Origin of the sequence: Klebsiella sp. KPN54798 (assembly GCF_021184225.1) — a bacterium.
GTDB classification, from domain to species: Bacteria; Pseudomonadota; Gammaproteobacteria; order Enterobacterales; family Enterobacteriaceae; genus Klebsiella; species Klebsiella pneumoniae.
Genome location: NZ_CP089234.1, coordinates 2,124,421 through 2,141,351 on the forward strand (window position 1 = coordinate 2,124,421; position 16,931 = coordinate 2,141,351).

Genomic DNA, 16,931 nt, shown 5'->3' on the forward strand with positions numbered 1-16,931 from the left:
AACAAAATTAAACAGGGCGTCCTGTGAATTGATTTTTGATGGTCATTACAGCGGAGTAAAACAGGAATATAATGGATACCTCTTCAATAATTACCGGCACCACCCTTAACCGTTACCAGCTGGATATTCCTTCATGTACCGCATCGCTGGATGTGGAAGAATTCAGTGGGGCAGAAAAACTGAGTGAACTTTATTATTACACTATTACGTTTACCAGCGCAGAGAAAAATATTGATGCCGCACAGCTCCTGAGCAAACCCGCCATGCTGACGATGGGCGGCGGCGCACTGCAGCAGCTGGCGGACTGCAAACGCGTCCATGGCGTGGTGACTGCCTTCCGGCGTATCAGCAGTTCAGAAGATCAGTCGAAATATCAGATAACCCTCGAACCCTTCCTCTCCTTACTGGATAAACAGTTTCGCAGCCACCGTTTTTTCGTGAATAAATCGGTGCCGGAGGTGGTGGAGCAGGTATTGCAGGAACATCACCTGCATGACTGGGAGTATGAGTTTTATCTCAAGCAACACTATCCACGGCGCGAGCAAATTAATCAGTATCAGGAGAGCGACCTGGCATTTATCCAGCGCCTGCTGGCAGAGGTGGGGATATTTTATTTCTTCACCCTGCAGGAAGAGGCGCAGAGCGAAGTGGTTCACTTCGCCGACGCGCAGCGGGCGCTGATGTTCGATAAGACACTTCCTGTAAACAGCCCGTCCGGGATGAGCGACAGCGGTGCGGAATCGATATGGGGTCTGAGCATCACCCACAACGTCGTAGAGGCGAACGTTACTACCCGGGATTATAACCCCCGCGATGCGCAGAGCGTTCTCCAGTCGGCAACAGCGGATATGACCCGGGGAAATGGTGAAGGCATCACTTACGGTGAGGTATACCACTATAAGCTTCGCCACCGGGAGCGTGGCGATAAAATCGACCCGCAGACGGAGACCGCCAACTTCTATGCCCGCCTCGACCATGAGCGTTTTCTGGCTCACCAGACGCTTATTACCGCGATCAGTACTGCAGCCTGGCTGGCGCCGGCCCAGGTGCTGACCGTTACCGACAGCCTGCCGTCGACCCTGCCTGCGCCCGTACAGGATCCGCTGTTAATCACCGGCACCGGTTTTACCGCCAGCCGCCGGGAGGCGCTGCGGGTGTCCCTGCTGGCGGTGCCCTACAGCGAAACATTGTGCTGGCGTCCGCCGCTGCTGCCGCGCCCGAAGGTGACTGGCACCATGACGGCGCGGGTGACCAGCGCGAAAGCGAATGATATCTACGCCTGGCAGGATGCGTCCGGCCTGTACCGGGTGAAATTTGACCCTGACAGAGATGAGAAAGGGCAGGGGCAGGAAAGCATGCCGGTGCGTCTCGCCAAACCCTACGGCGGCGACGTGTACGGCTTTCACTTCCCGCTGATCCAGGGCACGGAGGTGGCGATTGCTTTCCACGAAGGCGACCCTGACCGGCCGTATATTGCGCATGCGCTGCACGACTCGCGGCATGTCGATCCTGTGACGGAGAAAAACAGCACCCGCAATGTGATTCGTACTCCGACCAACAATAAGCTGCGAATGGAGGATAAGCGCGGCGAGGAGCATATCAAGCTCAGCACCGAGTACGGCGGCAAGACGCAGTTGAACCTGGGGCATAACGTGAATGCGCAGAGGGAGTTGCGGGGCGAGGGTGCGGAACTGCGTACGGATAAATGGGTGAGCATCCGGGGCGGTGCGGGAGTGTTTATCAGTGCGGATAAACAGCCTTCGGCAGGCGACAGGATGCTGGCAATGGAGGAGGCGATTGCGCAGCTTGAAAATGCCCTGGGTATTGCGAAAAGCCTGGCGTCGGCAGCGGAATCGGCTCAGGCCCTGCCATCGGATACCGGCAACCAGCAGACGCTGAACGATGCGCTGAAAGAGCTGGCGCAGCCGGGGATAGTGCTGAATGCGCCGCAGGGCGTGAGCATCAGCAGTCCGCAGGCGGTACGGTTGTCTTCGGGTAGCGCCAGCGTGGGGATTGTGTCACAGCAGAATACGGACATTAGTGCGCTGAAACGTTTTACGGTGGCGGCGGGAGAAGCCGTCAGCCTGCTGGCGCGAAAGGCGGGGATGAAGCTGTTTGCGGCGAAGGGAAAGATTGAAATCCAGGCGCAGGATGATGCGCTGGAGGCGACGGCGAAAAAGGATATCACCGTGACCAGCGTGGAAGGGCGAGTGGAAATCACGGCGGCGGAGGAACTGGTGGTGAATTGTGCGGGAGCGTATATCAGGCTAAGTGGTGGCAATATCGAGCTGGGCTGCCCTGGGAATATTCTGCTGAAATCGGCCAATGTGCAGAAAATGGGCGCAGCTGATTATGATGCAAACAAACCTGAGCTTCCCGTCGGTTTCAGTGAGTTTTTTACTGCAAAAGATGAAGAGTCCGGGGAGATTTTACCTTTTACCCGGTACAGGATAACAACCGGTGAAGGTAAAGTATTTGAAGGCAGGACCGATGCGGAAGGTAAAACTGTTGCAGTTTATACTGCCCTGCCTGATGCCCTGCATATAGAATTACTTTAAAGAATGAAGGAATAGCATATGGCTACCGGAGAAGAGAAAAGTAAAACATCGGTACAAGGGACGGGAACGGTTGTAAAAGGAAAATATGGCCCAGAATGTTATTTTCACCCAGGTAGCGCAACATTGCTTTTTCTGGAGGCTTCAGATACTAAAATTATCGAACAGGAGCATGATTTTCTGTCTGGCTTGCTTGAAACTCAGAAACAGGCGCAAAAAAATCTTGATGATATTAATTTTGAAGCAATCACTCAGGCAGGCAGAGTGCCAGCAAGAAAATTTGAAAGTGAAATCACTAAAGCCTATGAAGCTTTAAACAAAGCAAATCAGGCTTTGCGGAAAGAGCTTATGTCACTAACAGCGAATCCTCCGGAGGGGAATTGCTTAATGATAAAATGAAAGATACTGCCGTTGGTATAATGGAACTTATTCCGCTTAAAAATAACACAGTGAAAGGATTCAAGAAAACTTATGTGCGTTCCGATAAAATAAAACACCAGTGGCGAACATATAAGCTCAGCGAAGTTGATAAAAAAAGTGGTGAAGCTAGTTTCATAAAATATAAAAACAAAACTATTGTTTCTCAGGATGCGAATGGTAATCAGGTTAATAAAACCATACGTCAGGGAAAAATAGATACAGCAGAACTAAAAAAACAACTAAGTAACGTACCTGTTTCACTGAAATTCGATCTTGTTGACGATACGAATGTTATTGTCAGTCACTGGGCAGAGGAAATGAACAAATCTCTGACCTGGCCAAAGGGGGATGGTAAAGTCGATGAATCTGTTTATCACCAGTATGTTGATATCAGCGCGCAGGCTCAACTGATGCGCTACAGCCATGGAGCGGGTGCATCAGCGGAATATAATCCGTCAGAAAAAAAACTGGAGGGAAAAATTGAAGGTCATGCCAGTTTTGCACTGGGGGAGGCGAAGGCCGAAACGGCCCTGTACCTGCCGGACAGGTTAGGTGTCAGCCTTTTATTTCCGGCGAAAAAAGTGACTCCACAGATACCGGATGGTGTCTGTAATATGGGAGCGCTGCGTTTTGCCATGAAACTGGTATTGTCAGGTAGCGTTGGTGCCAGTGCTGCAATTGAATTAGGGGTGACAGCAGACTGGAGTGGAGAAATGGGAAAGGGCTATGGCATTAAAGGCCGTCCTGCAACCCTGACTGCCCCACCGTTACCAGGACAGCAGCAGGTGAATTTAAAGACCTCAACAATACCTGAAGCACAGGGGGGAGGTGAAATTGGTGTTTTTGTTGGTGCTCAGGCGGGAGGTAATATCAGTGGTGCCATTGAGTGGTTTGACCCGCATCCTGATGATACGCCAGTAGCTATAGGTGTTGAAAAAGATAACAAACCCCTTGTCAATAAAGAGAAGAAGTTTGCCGCGATAGCCAAACTGGAAGCGGGGATGACGGTGCAGGCAGGCGCTGGGGGAAGTGGGGTTTTTTATATCACCTATATTCAGGGACGTTTTCGTATTTACTGTAAAGCGGCTTTATGTTGGGGAGTGGGAGCCAAAGGGGAAGTCGGTTTTGAAGTTGATGGCAGCAGTTTTGCGGCTTTTATGAAGAGTTTTATGTTTATGCTAAGGAATGTGGATTATCAGAAGCTTGAGCAGATGATGGCAGGGGATGCCTTTCGATCTTTATGCGCAATTCCTATTATTATGGCTGCACAGGGTGTACAGGCAGCGGAAGCTATGCTTGATGATATGCTTGCAGTGTTACAACGTATCCAAACCGACATCTTGGATGAAAATAAACGAGTCTATTTAATGAATAGTATTTTATCTAATCCTGATCAGCTTAAGTATACCCCCCCGGAAACAAAAGGGGCAGTAATTGCCACATTAATTGATCAGAACTGGGCGGACTGGCTTGACCCTCGCAATCAGAATAATGATTTTTTTTCCGTTAACAGCTGGAAGCTCGGTCCTCTAAAGAGGCGAAAACAAGCGGTGTTTATGGCGCTGAAGTGGATACAAAGTCAGGCAGATTATAACAATGTCATGCAGCATTTGACGTTGTCGCCAGGGGAGAAGAAAGGTAATAAAGAACTGAATGAAAAAGATGTGATTAACTTTTTAGGTATCGGGGAACAAAAATTGTTTTTTTACACCAATTATGGCGAAAAGCTCACCTTACTGCATAATAACCTCCCGGTTTTTGTTGACCCGGATGAGCCATTTAAACCCATACCTGACATCCTGATGTCAGAATATCTTGCCATGATCGACGACCAGCACCCGACGGGTACAATGACTGCCTGATACAATGGCTGAGGTGATAAGATGAGAAAATTAATCGTAGTTGCTTCCGTTGCTGCTGGTTTACTGACAGGGTGCGATCAGGGAAATACCACCGGGAGTGAAAAAGCAGCTAAAGCACTTGTGGATAAATCGGTCTCTAATATGGTCCCCGTTCAGGGTGGTGAGTTTTTAATGGGTGATTTTGGTCCATTAGTTGGTGAAAAATTACCTTTCAGCATACAACAGGATGATAAAAATTTACATAAGGTTATTTTAAGTGATTTTTCGATATCAAAATATAAAGTCACTAACGATGATTTTAATGTTTATTTGAAAGTAACAGATAAAAAAAATCCACCTGTGGATATACTGGCAAAACGTCATCCTTCTCTGCTAAAGGGGGATTATCCTGCAGGTGTTATCTGGCAACAGGCAAAAGATTATTGTCAGTGGTTAGGTATAAAATCCGGTAAAAAAATTGATTTGCCGACAGAGGCACAATGGGAGTTTGCAGCAAGATCCAGAGGTCAGTATCTTCCGTTTGCTACTAACAATGGTGAGTTTTCACCAGGAAAAAATGTCCCAAGCCAGGATGAACTGAATAAATACACTGACGGGATGGGGCTTCCCATTTATCCAGTAGGTAAATACCCATCAAATCCCTTAGGGCTGTATGATATGGGATTGAGTGGTTCTGAATGGACCAATGACTGGTATGCAGCAGATTATTACTCCAACTCTCCGGTAAAGAATCCTCAGGGACCAGAGCAAGGGACCGAGAAAGTGTTGCGTGGGAATGTTGGCGGCGACAGACAGTACGCATTGACTATGTTTAGACAATCTGCTTCACCACTCCCAGAAGAAGTTGATGGTGACTATGAAAAATATGGTGTTGGTCCGCAGTATGTTTTCCGTTGCGTCATCAATAAATAATGTCGTTTGGTGGTGACATATATCATTTTAACCGGAGCAACAGTGTTGAATGAATGTTCCAATAAACCGGAGAGACTATTTAAACCTGTCCCGGATAGCCTGATGTCAGAATATCTTGCCATGATCGACGACCAGCACCCGACGGGGACAATGACTGCCTGATGCAATGGCTGAGGTGATAAGATGAGAAAATTAATCGTAGTTGCTTCCGTTGCAGCCGGTTTACTGACCGGGTGCGACCAGAAGAGTACTGGCAAGCGTGAAACCTTGTCTGAAGCGCTTGTTGCTAAGTCGCTTTCTAACATGGTTCCCGTTAAGGGCGGCGAGTTCTTAATGGGGGATTTTGGCCCATTAGTCGGTCAAAAACTACCTTTCAGCATAAACCAGGATGATAAGGTATTACATAAGGTTGTATTAAGTGATTTTTCGATATCAAAGTTTAAAGTTACCAACGATGATTATAATAAATATCTGCAAATAACAGGGGTAAAAAAATCACCCATCCATATTTTTTTAAAAAATTATCCATCCTTGCAAAAAGGAGATTATTCTGTTGGTGTTACCTGGCAACAGGCAAAAGACTATTGTCAGTGGTTAGGTAAGGGGTCTGGTAAAAAGATTGATTTACCAACAGAGGCGCAATGGGAATATGCAGCAAGATCCAGAGGTCAATACTTTCAGTTTCCAACAAATAATGGTGAGTATTTACCTGGAAAAAATGTTCCGGGTAAAGATGAATTAGATAAATATACAGATGGTTTTGGTTTCCCATTTTACCCAGTAGGCAAATATCCCCCAAACCCCCTGGGTCTGTATGATATGGGGCTCAGTGGCTCTGAATGGACTAATGACTGGTATGCAGCAGATTATTACTCTCATTCACCGGTAAACGATCCCCAGGGACCTGCGCAGGGTACTAAAAAAGTCCTGCGTGGATATATTGGTGGCGACAGACAGTACGCTTTAACCATGTTCAGGCAATCAAAATTGCCAGTTCCGAAGATCGATAAAGACGATGACTATGAAAAATATGGTGTTGGTCCGCAGTATGTATTTCGTTGTGTCGTTAATAAATAATGTGTGATGCCATCTCTTATTTTAACCGAATCAGAATGCTCAACGAATATTCGGCTGAACCGGATAGGATATTTAATCTATCCCGGATTTCCTGATGTCAGAATATCTTGCCATGATTGATGAGCTGCACCCGACGGGTACAATGACTGCCTGATGCAATGGTGAAGGTGATAAGATGAGAAAATTAATCGTAGTTGCTTCTGTTGCCGCCAGTTTACTGCTCGGGTGCGACCAGAAGAGTACTGACAAGCGTGAAACCTTGTCTGAAACGCTTGTTGCTAAGTCGCTTTCTAACATGGTTCCCGTTAAGGGCGGCGAGTTCTTAATGGGGGATTTCGGCCCATTAGTCGGTGAAAAACTGCCTTTCAGCATAAACCAGGATGATAAGGTATTACATAAGGTTGTATTAAGCGATTTTTCGATATCAAAGTTTAAAGTTACCAACGATGATTATAATAAATATCTGCAGATAACAGGAATAAAAAAACCTCCCATTAATATTCTGGTAAAAGAGTACCCATCCTTGCAAAAAGGTGATTACTCTGTTGGTGTTACCTGGCAACAGGCAAAAGACTATTGTCAGTGGCTAGGTAAGGAGTCCGATAGAAATATTGATTTACCGACAGAAGCACAATGGGAATATGCGGCAAGGTCCAGAGGGCAATACATTCCGTTTGCAACGAATAATGGTGAGTTCCTGCCCGGTAAAAACATCCCCAGCCAGGATGAGCTGAGTGAATATACTGATGGAGCAGGTATTCCTATTTATCCAGTGGGGAAATATCCCCCAAACCCCCTGGGTCTGTATGACATGGGACTTAGTGGCTCTGAATGGACCAATGACTGGTATGCGTCAGATTATTACTCTCATTCTCCGGTAAACGATCCTCAGGGACCCGTAAAGGGGACCGAAAAAGTCCTGCGCGGGAATGTTGGCGGTGACAGACAATACGCTTTAACCGTGTTCAGACAATCAGATTTGCCAGTTCCAAAGATCAATAAAGACGATGACTATGAAAAATATGGTGTTGGTCCGCAGTATGTTTTCCGTTGCGTCATCAATAAATAATGTCGTTTGGTGGTGACATATATCATTTTAACCGGAGCAACAGTGTTGAATGAATGTTCCAATAAACCGGAGAGACTATTTAAACCTGTCCCGGATAGCCTGATGTCAGAATATCTTGCCATGATCGACGACCAGCACCCGACGGGGACAATGACTGCCTGATGCAATGGCTGAGGTGATAAGATGAGAAAATTAATCGTAGTTGCTACTGTTGCCGCCAGTTTACTGCTCGGGTGCGACCAGAAGAGTACTGGCAAGCGTGAAACCTTGTCTGAAGCGCTTGTTGCTAAGTCGCTTTCTAACATGGTTCCCGTTAAGGGCGGCGAGTTCTTAATGGGGGATTTTGGCCCATTAGTCAGTGAAAAACTGCCTTTCAGCATAAACCAGGATGATAAGGTATTACATAAGGTTGTGTTAAGTGATTTTTTACTATCAAAATATAAGGTTAGCAATAAGAATTATAGAGAGTATTCAAAACTTACTAATAAAAGAGCACTGCCGGTAGGTCCATTTATGAAAAATCATCCATCTTTATTATCCGATGATTATTCAGCAAATGTGACCTGGCAACAGGCAAAAGACTATTGTCAGTGGTTAGGTAAGGAGTCCGGTAAAAAAATTGATTTGCCGACAGAGGCGCAATGGGAGTATGCAGCAAGATCCAGAGGGCAGTATCTTCCGTTTGCTACCAACAATGGTGAGCTTTTACCCGGGGAAAATTTCCCGAACCAGGACGAACTGGATAGTTATACTGATGGTATTGGGCTTCCTTTTTATCCATTAGGGAAGTTCCCGCCAAACCCCTTAGGTCTGTATGATATGGGACTCAGTGGCTCTGAATGGACCAATGACTGGTATGCAGCAGATTATTACTCTCATTCTCCGGTAAACGATCCTCAGGGCCCTGCGCAGGGTACTAAAAAAGTCCTGCGCGGGAATGTTGGCGGCGACAGACAGTACGCTTTAACCATGTTCAGACAATCAGATCTGCCGGTGCCAAAGATTAGTAAAGACGATGACTATGAAAAATATGGTGTTGGTCCGCAGTATGTATTTCGTTGTGTCGTTAATAAATAATGTGTGATGCTATATCTTATTTTAAAAAATCGGTGGCGTTCAACATATAAGGTTTTTTTCTAATGGATGGTAAAATCATGTACAGTAGTGAAATTATTTCATCGTCATCAACGATGATTGTCAACGGAAAAGGTGGTGCTCATTAAAAATCTGAAAGAAGAAATGTTAAGGTTTGAAGATGAAGCCAAAACTGACTGGCTGTTTCCTAATCCTATGCCGTTTGGTCTGGAATGAGTTATGATTCACCAGTGGGTGCGGGCTTATCTAGGATTTCCGATGGTTTACGTTGAAGCAAAAATTGTTATGACTGCTTATAGGGGGAAGAGATATATACCTTACCTATACCTCATAAAAATAGTTCTGTCGGATTTACCTATAACAAGGATTTATTTTCAGAAACCGTGACTTTTTATCCACTGGAGCGAGCAAAGGAGATTCATATTGCGCTGGAGAAAAAGCGACTTGGTGGCAAATGAATATTGATATCGAACACTTGTGAAGCAATTAGGTAAACCTTATCAGGATATTTATGAACAAGGTTTAATTCCCTACAAAACAAAACCAACGATTACTGTTAGTGATGACATTTTCAGGCTGGATATGAGGCGAGAAAGAATATTTTCATCTTTTATAAATAACCAGAAAAAATCTTGAGGAAGTGACTTTGCGGTTAGAAGATGAAAATAAAACGGCTTGGTTATTTCCTAATCCGCTGCCTTTTAGTCTTGAACCAGTAATGACGCAGCGATGGATGCGCGAACGCTTTGGATTTCCCATAGGTTATGGCGAACGCAAAATGATAGGGAGCAATAGTCGTCATATTAGCGAGGTATACCCACTGTTGCCACCTAATCAGAAAATGTCTGTTTTATTTGCTTATAATTCTGATTATTTTGTTGTTAGTGTATTTTTTTTATTGTATAGAGCATGCAATAGTAATTAAGGCGATTTTCGCGAGTATAAGGTCGTCTGGCAATTGGCGTTCGAAGTGAAAAATTATTAATGTAGGGGATATCACCTGGGGGAAGAAGTATGTATTAAGTAAAGAGAGGCGTGCAGATATTCCAGATATTATTTTATGTTTATTATTCTTCCTTTGATAGGAGTGGCCGTTTTTTGTCTGTTATTAAATGTTATCGCCTCACTCTTTAGGTTGAAATAGATGCGATTGAGTATTCTAATTAATAATTACTGTATCGCTGATATATAAAAGGAAATTCAATGTCCAAAGGTTTTGTATTACTCGGCGATAAAACCACGCACGGCGGTGCTGTTATTTCCGCATCCTCCACCATGATTGTAAATGGAAAGCCCGTAGCGCTGGTGGGGGATAAAGTCAGCTGCCCGATTCCGGGACATGGCACTAATGCCATTATTGAGGGAGCGCCGGAATGGTCTTCCGATGGTAAAGCCATCGTGGTCGATGGCTGCAAATGTCAGTGCGGTTGCCAGGTGATTTCCGGCGCGCCGGAATGCGCGATAGGATAAAAAATGGGCTGGGTACGAACAAAAGCATTGACCATGGAGCAGCCATCGGCTCCTTCACTGACCCGATGGCTGTTTGCCGGTGTACTGATGGCGATTATCGGTGTCCTGCTCTTTATCCTCCATGCCTCCGGCACCGTAAAAATTATCTCAGTGATAAATATCTGGTGGGTATCCCTGATGCCTGCAGGATGCTGGTTGCTGATTTTTTGCCTGCGTTGCTACCTGTGGGACAGGGATCTGAAAGCGCATCAGTTCTTACTGAAAGAGGCGGAATACGGACAGCAGAGGTGGGAAGACTGGGCCGGGCGCTGGCTGGCCGTTCTGAGCAGTGCAGTGCTGTTGCCGGATCATATTTCTGCGGCGCATTGGGGGAGTGAGCGGCCTCAGCAATACGGACTTGCCCGCAGGATTAATTACCTTCCGGCAGAAGAGCCCGTGCAGTTGAGTGCGATGCATGCGCTGCTGACCAGTATAGAAGAGCGCGTGCAGTGCCTGCCGGAAGAGCTGCCGCTGTATGTCACCCTGATCACGGATAATCCCTCGCCTGAGCTGACCAGCAGTTTCAGTAATCTCTGGAAAGAACACATTCCTGGCCGCGCCGTGCCTGATGATATTACCGTTACCGGCTCATTCTCACTGTCGGAAGTGGAGGAGCGCCTGAAGCAGCCTGTACTGACGGTCAATTTACTCCTGGTCATCCAGCTCAACGGTGGTACAGCATACTCCGACGGGCTGGCCGTGCTGCTGCTGACCAGCGATGATGTGGCGCAAAAATACCATCTGCCGCACTCATCACGGCTGTTACGTCCTATGCCCTTAGATATGACGAACTTTGAAGACGATATCACCCTGTTTCTGGAAACCCAGACTGTCGCCTGCCAGACGCCCTCCGTTATCGGGGACGCAAAAAAATGGACGGAAAGAAGCGCCGCGCTTATCACGCAGGGCGGCAAAATGCATACCCCATGGAAAGCTGAAGATATCGCGCTGCTGGAAAAATGGTGCGGTATTCCGGGACCCGCAGCGCCCTGGCTCCTGACCGCGCTGGCAGCCGATCTGGTCAGCCTCCGTAAACAGCCCCTGCTGGCGTTATTTTCCAGCGAACAGGAACATTTTATCAGTACCATCACCCCAGGGAGTGAAGATGAATATACCGGGTAATGGCCTGGGCCGGTTTGGCCTGGCCGGGCTTACGTTGGCCGGGATGGCTGCAATATGGTGGGGGATCACCCGCTATGGCGGCATGCTGAATATCAATACGCGGGGCGAGCAGGTACTGGCGTTTGTCCAGGTCTGTCTGGCGTTGGTATTTGTTTTTTACCTTCCTGCAATGTCCCGCCGTGTGAAGGAGAGTTTATATCGCCGGCAGTCGCAGCAGGACAGCGTCTTACCCGGCGAAGAAGGGCGCGTGGCGCTGACACCTCCCCATCATATTACGGTGGGGGAAATTCGCCAGACTCTACGCTATCAGTATGGACGCGCCTGGTCCCGCAAAGTCCGTATTCTGCTGATAATTGGCTCAGTCAGAGACGTAGAACAACTGACCCCAAAGCTCACGCAGGAACTCTGGCAGGAAGATCAGGGTACATTATTGCTGTGGGGTGGAGACCCTGGGGCAGCGGTAGATAACGCCTGGTTCACAGCGCTGCGTAAACTGCGTTATCGCCCGGCTGATGGTATGGTGTGGGTAACATCGGGCTTTGACGGCGTTTTGACAACGATGAACAGAACGAAGCCCAGGCTCACGCCAGATGAAATGGACAGTGTGTCTCACTCTCTAAAGCTACGCTTCGAAGCTCTTGGCTGGAAACTACCCCTATACGTCTGGTCGCTGTATGAGGGGGGCAACGAAAAAAATGGACGTATCACTCAGCCTGTGGGCTGCCTGTTACCTGCAGGTTGTACGCCGCAAATAGTTGCCGAACAGTTCACTGCCCTGGCGTCGTTACTGATAGAGCAGGGCATCCAGCAGATATGCGGGCAACCACAGCACAATTTTTTACTCGCGCTGGCCGATCAGTTGACCCGTAAACCGGAAACGGTGACGGAGCCGTTATCGGTATTGCTTAATCCTTACCGCCCGCAGCCGCTGGCCGGGGTGGTATTTAGTGAGGCGTCAGTAGAGGCTGGTCGCAGTGTCCGTCATCACTGGGGACGGGATAACCGCTGGGAAACGATACCAGACTCAGTGCTGTGGTTGCCAGCCGGTCTACGTCCGCGCAAACAGGGAGTCAACTGGATGCGTGGGATGAGCGTGGCCGCCGCCGCCCTGATGTTACTCTGGGCCGCCTCAATGACAGTCTCTTTTATCGCCAACCGCCACCTGGTGGCGATCGCACAGGAGCAGGTGCAGCAGGCCTCGGCGGGAAAACAGCCGCTGGCCGTACGCCTGCATGCGCTCTCCGCGTTACAGAAAACGCTTTCTCAACTGGAATACCGCTCGCAGCACGGAGCGCCGTGGTACCTCCGCGCAGGCCTCAGTCAGAACGATGACCTGCTGGCGGCGCTGTTCCCGCGCTACGGAGAGAGGGCGCAGCCGCTGCTGCGCGATGCGGCGGCGCATCATCTGGAAGAGCAGCTCACCGCTTTCGTGCAGCTGCCGCCGGACAGCCCACTGCGTGAGAAGATGACGAAGACCGCTTACGGACAACTGAAACAATATCTGATGTTGACCCGCCCGGAAAAAATGGACGCCGCGTGGTTCGCCACTACGCTAATGCAGGACTGGCCGCAGCGCTCAGGCATCGCCGACGCCGTCTGGCAGGGCAGCGGCCCTTCGCTGCTGGCATTTTATGCCGCCAGTCTGGCGTCGCATCCGCAGTGGCGTCTGCCTGTCGATGACGGTCTGGTCAGCCAGGTGCGCACACGGTTAATTCGACAGATGGGCCAGCGCAACAGTGAGTCCACGCTTTACCAGAAGATGCTCGCGCAGGTGGCGAATCAGTATGCCGATATGCGCCTGGCGGATATGACTGCCGACACCGATGCTTCGCGTCTGTTCAGCACTGATGAGGTGGTGCCGGGAATGTTTACCCGTCAGGCCTGGGAGCAGGCCGTGCAGCCGGCCATTGAGAAAGTGGTCGCGGAACGCCGCGATGAAATGGACTGGGTGCTGAGTGATACGAAGCAGACTGCCGCGCAGTCGACGTTGCCGGAAGCTCTGCGAGCCAGGCTGGCGGAGCGTTATTTCGCTGATTTTAGCGGCGCCTGGCTGGATTTCCTCAACAGTCTGCGCTGGCAGCGCGCGGCAACCCTCTCCGATGCTATCGACCAGCTGACCCTGATGGCCGATGTGCGCCAGTCGCCGCTGGTGGCGCTGATGAACACCCTGCGCGTGCAGGGGCGAACCGGCCAGACCGGGGAAGCCATCGCCGATTCGCTGGTCAAATCGGCCAGGCAGCTGTTCAACCGTGACAACCCGCCCGTCATCGATCAACGGTCCGGCGCGCGCGGTCCTCTGGATGCCACCTTCGGGCCCGTACTGGCGCTGCTGGACAATCGCGACGGCGGGACACCCACCAGCCGTCTTAGCCTGCAGACCTTCCTGACCCGCGTCACCCAGGTGCGTCTGCGCCTGCAGCAGGTCACCAACGCCACCGATCCGCAGGCGATGACCCGGTTGCTTGCGCAGACGGTATTCCAGGGCAAGGCCGTGGATTTAACCGAAACGCGCGACTACGGCAGCCTGGTGGCGGCGGGGCTGGGCCAGGAGTGGAGTGGATTTGGGCAAACGCTGTTTGTTCGCCCAATGGAACAGGCCTGGCAGCAGGTGCTGACCCCGGCGGCGGAAAGCCTCAACGCCCAGTGGCGCAGCGCGGTGGTGGAGGACTGGAATAGCGCTTTTGGCGGTCGCTACCCCTTTAAAAATACCAGCAGTGAAGTCTCTCTGCCGCTGCTGGCAAAATACCTCGACAGCGAGAGCGGGCGCATCGCCCGCTTTCTGCAGACCCGGCTGAACGGCGTGCTGCATAAAGAGGGGAGCCGCTGGATGGCGGACAGTATCAATGCTCAGGGGCTGACGTTTAACCCGGCCTTTCTGGAGGCGATGAATACCCTGAGCCATCTCTCCGACGTCGCGTTCGCCAACGGCGAAGCGGGATTGCATTTTGCGCTTCGCCCCGGCACGGCGGACGGCGTGATGCAGACGGAGCTGGTCATCGACAGTCAGAAACTTGTCTATATGAACCAGATGCCGGTCTGGCGGCGGTTCAGCTGGCCCGCTGACACCGAAGCGCCGGGCGCCAGTCTGAGCTGGGTCAGTACCCGGGCGGGCACCCGCCAGTATGGCGATTTCCCGGGCGCCTGGGGGTGGATCCGTCTGCTGGATAAGGCGGTGGTCAGCGCTTATCCCGGAACGAGCAGCAGCTGGAGCCTGAGCTGGAAAGCGCCGGATGGTCTGTTGCTGAACTACACGCTGCGTACCGAGGCGGGGGAAGGACCGCTGGCGCTGCTGGCGCTGCGAAACTTTACGCTACCGGAGACGATATTCAGCGTGCGCGCGTCTGCTGAACGTGTTCCGCTGACCGACGATATACCCGGCGAAGAGGGATACTGAACCTTCTCCCTCACTGATTGGCGTTAACCTGCAACGCCAGGCCTCCTTCGCTCATGGCCGCCCGACGGCCAACTAATCTGACCGCGCAGCCATGCTGCGTGTCTCCCTGTAGACGAATAATGGAATATTCATAATGGACGATTTAACCCTGCGATATTTTGACGCTGAAATGCGCTACCTGCGCGAGGCGGCAAAAGCGTTCGCGCAGGCTCACCCCGATCGGGCGGCGATGCTGGATCTCGATAAAGCCGGTACGCCGGACCCTTACGTTGAGCGCCTGTTTGAAGGCTTTGCCTTTTCCGTTGGTCGCTTGCGCGAAAAAATTGATGATGATCTGCCGGAGCTGACCGAGGGGCTGGTCAGCATGCTGTGGCCGCACTATTTGCGCACCATTCCGTCGTTATCGATCGTGGCGCTGACCCCAACGCTGCCGGCGATGAAGATAGCGGAAACGGTGCCCGCCGGGTTTGAGATTAGCTCCCGCCCACTGGGGCCGAAAAATACCGTGTGCCGGTACCGAACCACCCGCGATCTGACGCTTAACCCGCTGGCGATAGATGAGGCGATGATGACGGCGGAGCCGGATGGGCGTTCGGCCCTGCGACTACGATTCGCCTGTAGCGAGCTGGCTGGCTGGTCGCAGACCGATCTCCGCCGCCTGGCGCTGTACCTGGGGGAAGACGCCGTTACCGGCAGCGCCCTCCATCTGTGGCTGACCCGACGCCAGGCCGCGCTGTACCTGCGTCTGCCGGGTCAGACAGAGCGGGTAAGCCTCGACGGCTATTTTTCCCCGGGGGGATTCAGCGAGGAGGATCGTTTATGGCCGAAGGGGGAGAGCGCTTTCAGCGGCTATCAGCTGCTGCTCGAGTATTTCACCTTTCGCGAAAAATTTATGTTCGTGCAGCTAAATGGCCTGGAAAACATCACCCTGCCGGCGGGGATATCGCATTTCACGCTTGAGGTGGTGTTCAGCGAGGTCTGGCAAAGTGATTTACCCGTCAGCGCAAGCAGCCTGCGCCTGCACTGTGTGCCGGTGATTAACCTGTTTACCCTTGAGGCCGATCCGTTGACCATCAGCGGGCTGGAGAGCGAATACCTCCTGCGTCCGAAGCGCCTGCAGGACGGGCATACCGAAATCTATTCTGTCGACAGCGTGACCGGCTCCGGGCGCACCGGGGAGGCGCGCTATGTGCCTTTCACCCGCTTTCGTCACCAGGGCGGGATGATGCGTCGCCATGCTCCTGAGCGCTACTACCACACCCGCGTAAAACGGGGCGTAACCGGCATGCACGATACCTGGCTTATCCTCGGCGGACAGCAATGGGAGGCTGACCGGGAGCTGGCGCGGGAAACGGTCTCCTTGCGCATCACCGGCACTAACGGCCAGCTGCCGCGCCGGGCGCTACAGAGCACGCTGCTGGATCGCTGTGAGTCGATATCAGCCACGCCGCTTACCGTCCGCAATCTCTGTAGGCCCACGCTGCCGGCCTATCCCCCGGCGGAAGACCGCTACCACTGGCGGGTCATGAGCCATCTGGGCACCCGTTTTCTCAACATGATGAGCAGCGCCGAGGTGCTGCGCGGCACGCTGTCGCTCTACAACTGGCGGGAGGATGAGCTCAATAATCGCCGTCTGGACGCCATTCTGGCGGTCAGCCATCACCGAATTCAGCGTTTCGAGCAGGGCTTCCTGCTGCGCGGGCTGGATATCGAAGTGACGCTCGACGGTAGCGGATTTACCGGTGCGGGCGATGTCCACCTGTTTGGCGATATGCTCAACCGCTTTTTCGCACTATATGCCGATATGAATCAGTTCAACCAGCTGACGCTCATTGTTCAACCTGAAGGGAAATGTATCCGGTGGAAAGAGAATCACAGTCTGCGCCTGCCCGGCTGATGGCGCAGCTCCGGCCTCA

13 protein-coding genes and 4 pseudogenes are annotated in these 16,931 nt (G+C 51.0%); all 17 read left to right on the forward strand.

Annotated elements, in window-relative coordinates:
- The first annotated feature begins 71 nt into the window (after nt 1-71).
- The 17 genes and pseudogenes from LPQ25_RS10140 to tssF all read left to right on the forward strand — a co-directional run bounded on the left by LPQ25_RS10140 (nt 72) and on the right by tssF (nt 16,912).
- Nucleotides 72-2,558, forward strand: a complete 2,487-nt coding sequence (locus LPQ25_RS10140; protein WP_014907360.1) for a DUF2345 domain-containing protein — start codon at nt 72-74, stop codon at nt 2,556-2,558.
- Between the two features lie 18 nt (nt 2,559-2,576).
- Nucleotides 2,577-2,954, forward strand: coding sequence for a hypothetical protein (locus tag LPQ25_RS10145; RefSeq protein WP_141923360.1), 378 nt, complete (start codon nt 2,577-2,579; stop codon nt 2,952-2,954).
- Between the two features lie 524 nt (nt 2,955-3,478).
- A pseudogene (locus tag LPQ25_RS10150) lies at nt 3,479-4,508 on the forward strand (hypothetical protein).
- Nucleotides 4,509-4,756: 248 nt separating this feature from the next.
- Nucleotides 4,757-4,837: pseudogene (locus LPQ25_RS10155) on the forward strand (hypothetical protein); the annotation flags it as partial.
- Nucleotides 4,838-4,858: 21 nt separating this feature from the next.
- Nucleotides 4,859-5,749 carry an SUMF1/EgtB/PvdO family nonheme iron enzyme gene (locus LPQ25_RS10160; protein WP_004180403.1) on the forward strand — a complete coding sequence of 297 codons (891 nt, stop codon included), beginning with the start codon at nt 4,859-4,861 and terminating at the stop codon, nt 5,747-5,749.
- Nucleotides 5,750-5,794: 45 nt separating this feature from the next.
- Nucleotides 5,795-5,911 carry a hypothetical protein gene (locus LPQ25_RS10165; RefSeq protein ID WP_004217423.1) on the forward strand — a complete coding sequence of 39 codons (117 nt, stop codon included), beginning with the start codon at nt 5,795-5,797 and terminating at the stop codon, nt 5,909-5,911.
- 21 nt (nt 5,912-5,932) lie between these two features.
- Entirely contained in the window at nt 5,933-6,826 is an 894-nt protein-coding gene (locus LPQ25_RS10170) for a formylglycine-generating enzyme family protein (RefSeq protein WP_014907365.1), read from the forward strand.
- Between the two features lie 175 nt (nt 6,827-7,001).
- Nucleotides 7,002-7,895 carry a formylglycine-generating enzyme family protein gene (locus LPQ25_RS10175; protein WP_015874922.1) on the forward strand — a complete coding sequence of 298 codons (894 nt, stop codon included), beginning with the start codon at nt 7,002-7,004 and terminating at the stop codon, nt 7,893-7,895.
- Nucleotides 7,896-7,940: 45 nt separating this feature from the next.
- Nucleotides 7,941-8,057 (forward strand): hypothetical protein, encoded by a 117-nt coding sequence (locus tag LPQ25_RS10180; protein ID WP_004217423.1) that lies wholly within the window; start codon nt 7,941-7,943, stop codon nt 8,055-8,057.
- Between the two features lie 21 nt (nt 8,058-8,078).
- Nucleotides 8,079-8,972, forward strand: a complete 894-nt coding sequence (locus tag LPQ25_RS10185; RefSeq protein ID WP_015874921.1) for a formylglycine-generating enzyme family protein — start codon at nt 8,079-8,081, stop codon at nt 8,970-8,972.
- A 132-nt stretch (nt 8,973-9,104) separates the two neighbouring features.
- Nucleotides 9,105-9,324 (forward strand): annotated as a pseudogene (locus tag LPQ25_RS10190) (DUF6392 family protein).
- Nucleotides 9,325-9,444: 120 nt separating this feature from the next.
- Nucleotides 9,445-9,626: pseudogene (locus LPQ25_RS27220) on the forward strand (DUF6392 family protein).
- 10 nt (nt 9,627-9,636) lie between these two features.
- Entirely contained in the window at nt 9,637-9,915 is a 279-nt protein-coding gene (locus tag LPQ25_RS27225; RefSeq protein WP_015874919.1) for a DUF6392 family protein, read from the forward strand.
- Between the two features lie 278 nt (nt 9,916-10,193).
- Nucleotides 10,194-10,460 carry a PAAR domain-containing protein gene (locus LPQ25_RS10200; protein WP_004175522.1) on the forward strand — a complete coding sequence of 89 codons (267 nt, stop codon included), beginning with the start codon at nt 10,194-10,196 and terminating at the stop codon, nt 10,458-10,460.
- Between the two features lie 3 nt (nt 10,461-10,463).
- Nucleotides 10,464-11,621 carry a hypothetical protein gene (locus tag LPQ25_RS10205; protein ID WP_014907369.1) on the forward strand — a complete coding sequence of 386 codons (1,158 nt, stop codon included), beginning with the start codon at nt 10,464-10,466 and terminating at the stop codon, nt 11,619-11,621.
- A complete protein-coding gene (locus tag LPQ25_RS10210) occupies nt 11,605-15,015 on the forward strand; it encodes an ImcF-related family protein (protein WP_234599513.1) in 3,411 nt (1,136 codons plus the stop codon). The genes LPQ25_RS10205 and LPQ25_RS10210 overlap by 17 nt, the downstream gene beginning before the upstream one ends.
- Nucleotides 15,016-15,148: 133 nt before the next feature.
- Nucleotides 15,149-16,912, forward strand: coding sequence for a type VI secretion system baseplate subunit TssF (gene tssF, locus LPQ25_RS10215; RefSeq protein ID WP_014907371.1), 1,764 nt, complete (start codon nt 15,149-15,151; stop codon nt 16,910-16,912).
- The last annotated feature ends 19 nt before the right edge of the window (nt 16,913-16,931 follow it).

Bases quoted from the DNA above. Each gene is read 5' to 3' on its own strand.
- LPQ25_RS10205 (WP_014907369.1), top strand. From the start codon at position 10,464: ATGGGCTGGGTACGAACAAAAGCATTGACCATGGAGCAGCCATCGGCT.
- LPQ25_RS10210 (WP_234599513.1), top strand. From the start codon at position 11,605: ATGAATATACCGGGTAATGGCCTGGGCCGGTTTGGCCTGGCCGGGCTT.
- tssF (WP_014907371.1), top strand. From the start codon at position 15,149: ATGGACGATTTAACCCTGCGATATTTTGACGCTGAAATGCGCTACCTG.
- LPQ25_RS10175 (WP_015874922.1), top strand. From the start codon at position 7,002: ATGAGAAAATTAATCGTAGTTGCTTCTGTTGCCGCCAGTTTACTGCTC.
- LPQ25_RS10145 (WP_141923360.1), top strand. From the start codon at position 2,577: ATGGCTACCGGAGAAGAGAAAAGTAAAACATCGGTACAAGGGACGGGA.
- LPQ25_RS10170 (WP_014907365.1), top strand. From the start codon at position 5,933: ATGAGAAAATTAATCGTAGTTGCTTCCGTTGCAGCCGGTTTACTGACC.
- LPQ25_RS10140 (WP_014907360.1), top strand. From the start codon at position 72: ATGGATACCTCTTCAATAATTACCGGCACCACCCTTAACCGTTACCAG.
- LPQ25_RS10185 (WP_015874921.1), top strand. From the start codon at position 8,079: ATGAGAAAATTAATCGTAGTTGCTACTGTTGCCGCCAGTTTACTGCTC.
- LPQ25_RS10160 (WP_004180403.1), top strand. From the start codon at position 4,859: ATGAGAAAATTAATCGTAGTTGCTTCCGTTGCTGCTGGTTTACTGACA.
- LPQ25_RS10200 (WP_004175522.1), top strand. From the start codon at position 10,194: ATGTCCAAAGGTTTTGTATTACTCGGCGATAAAACCACGCACGGCGGT.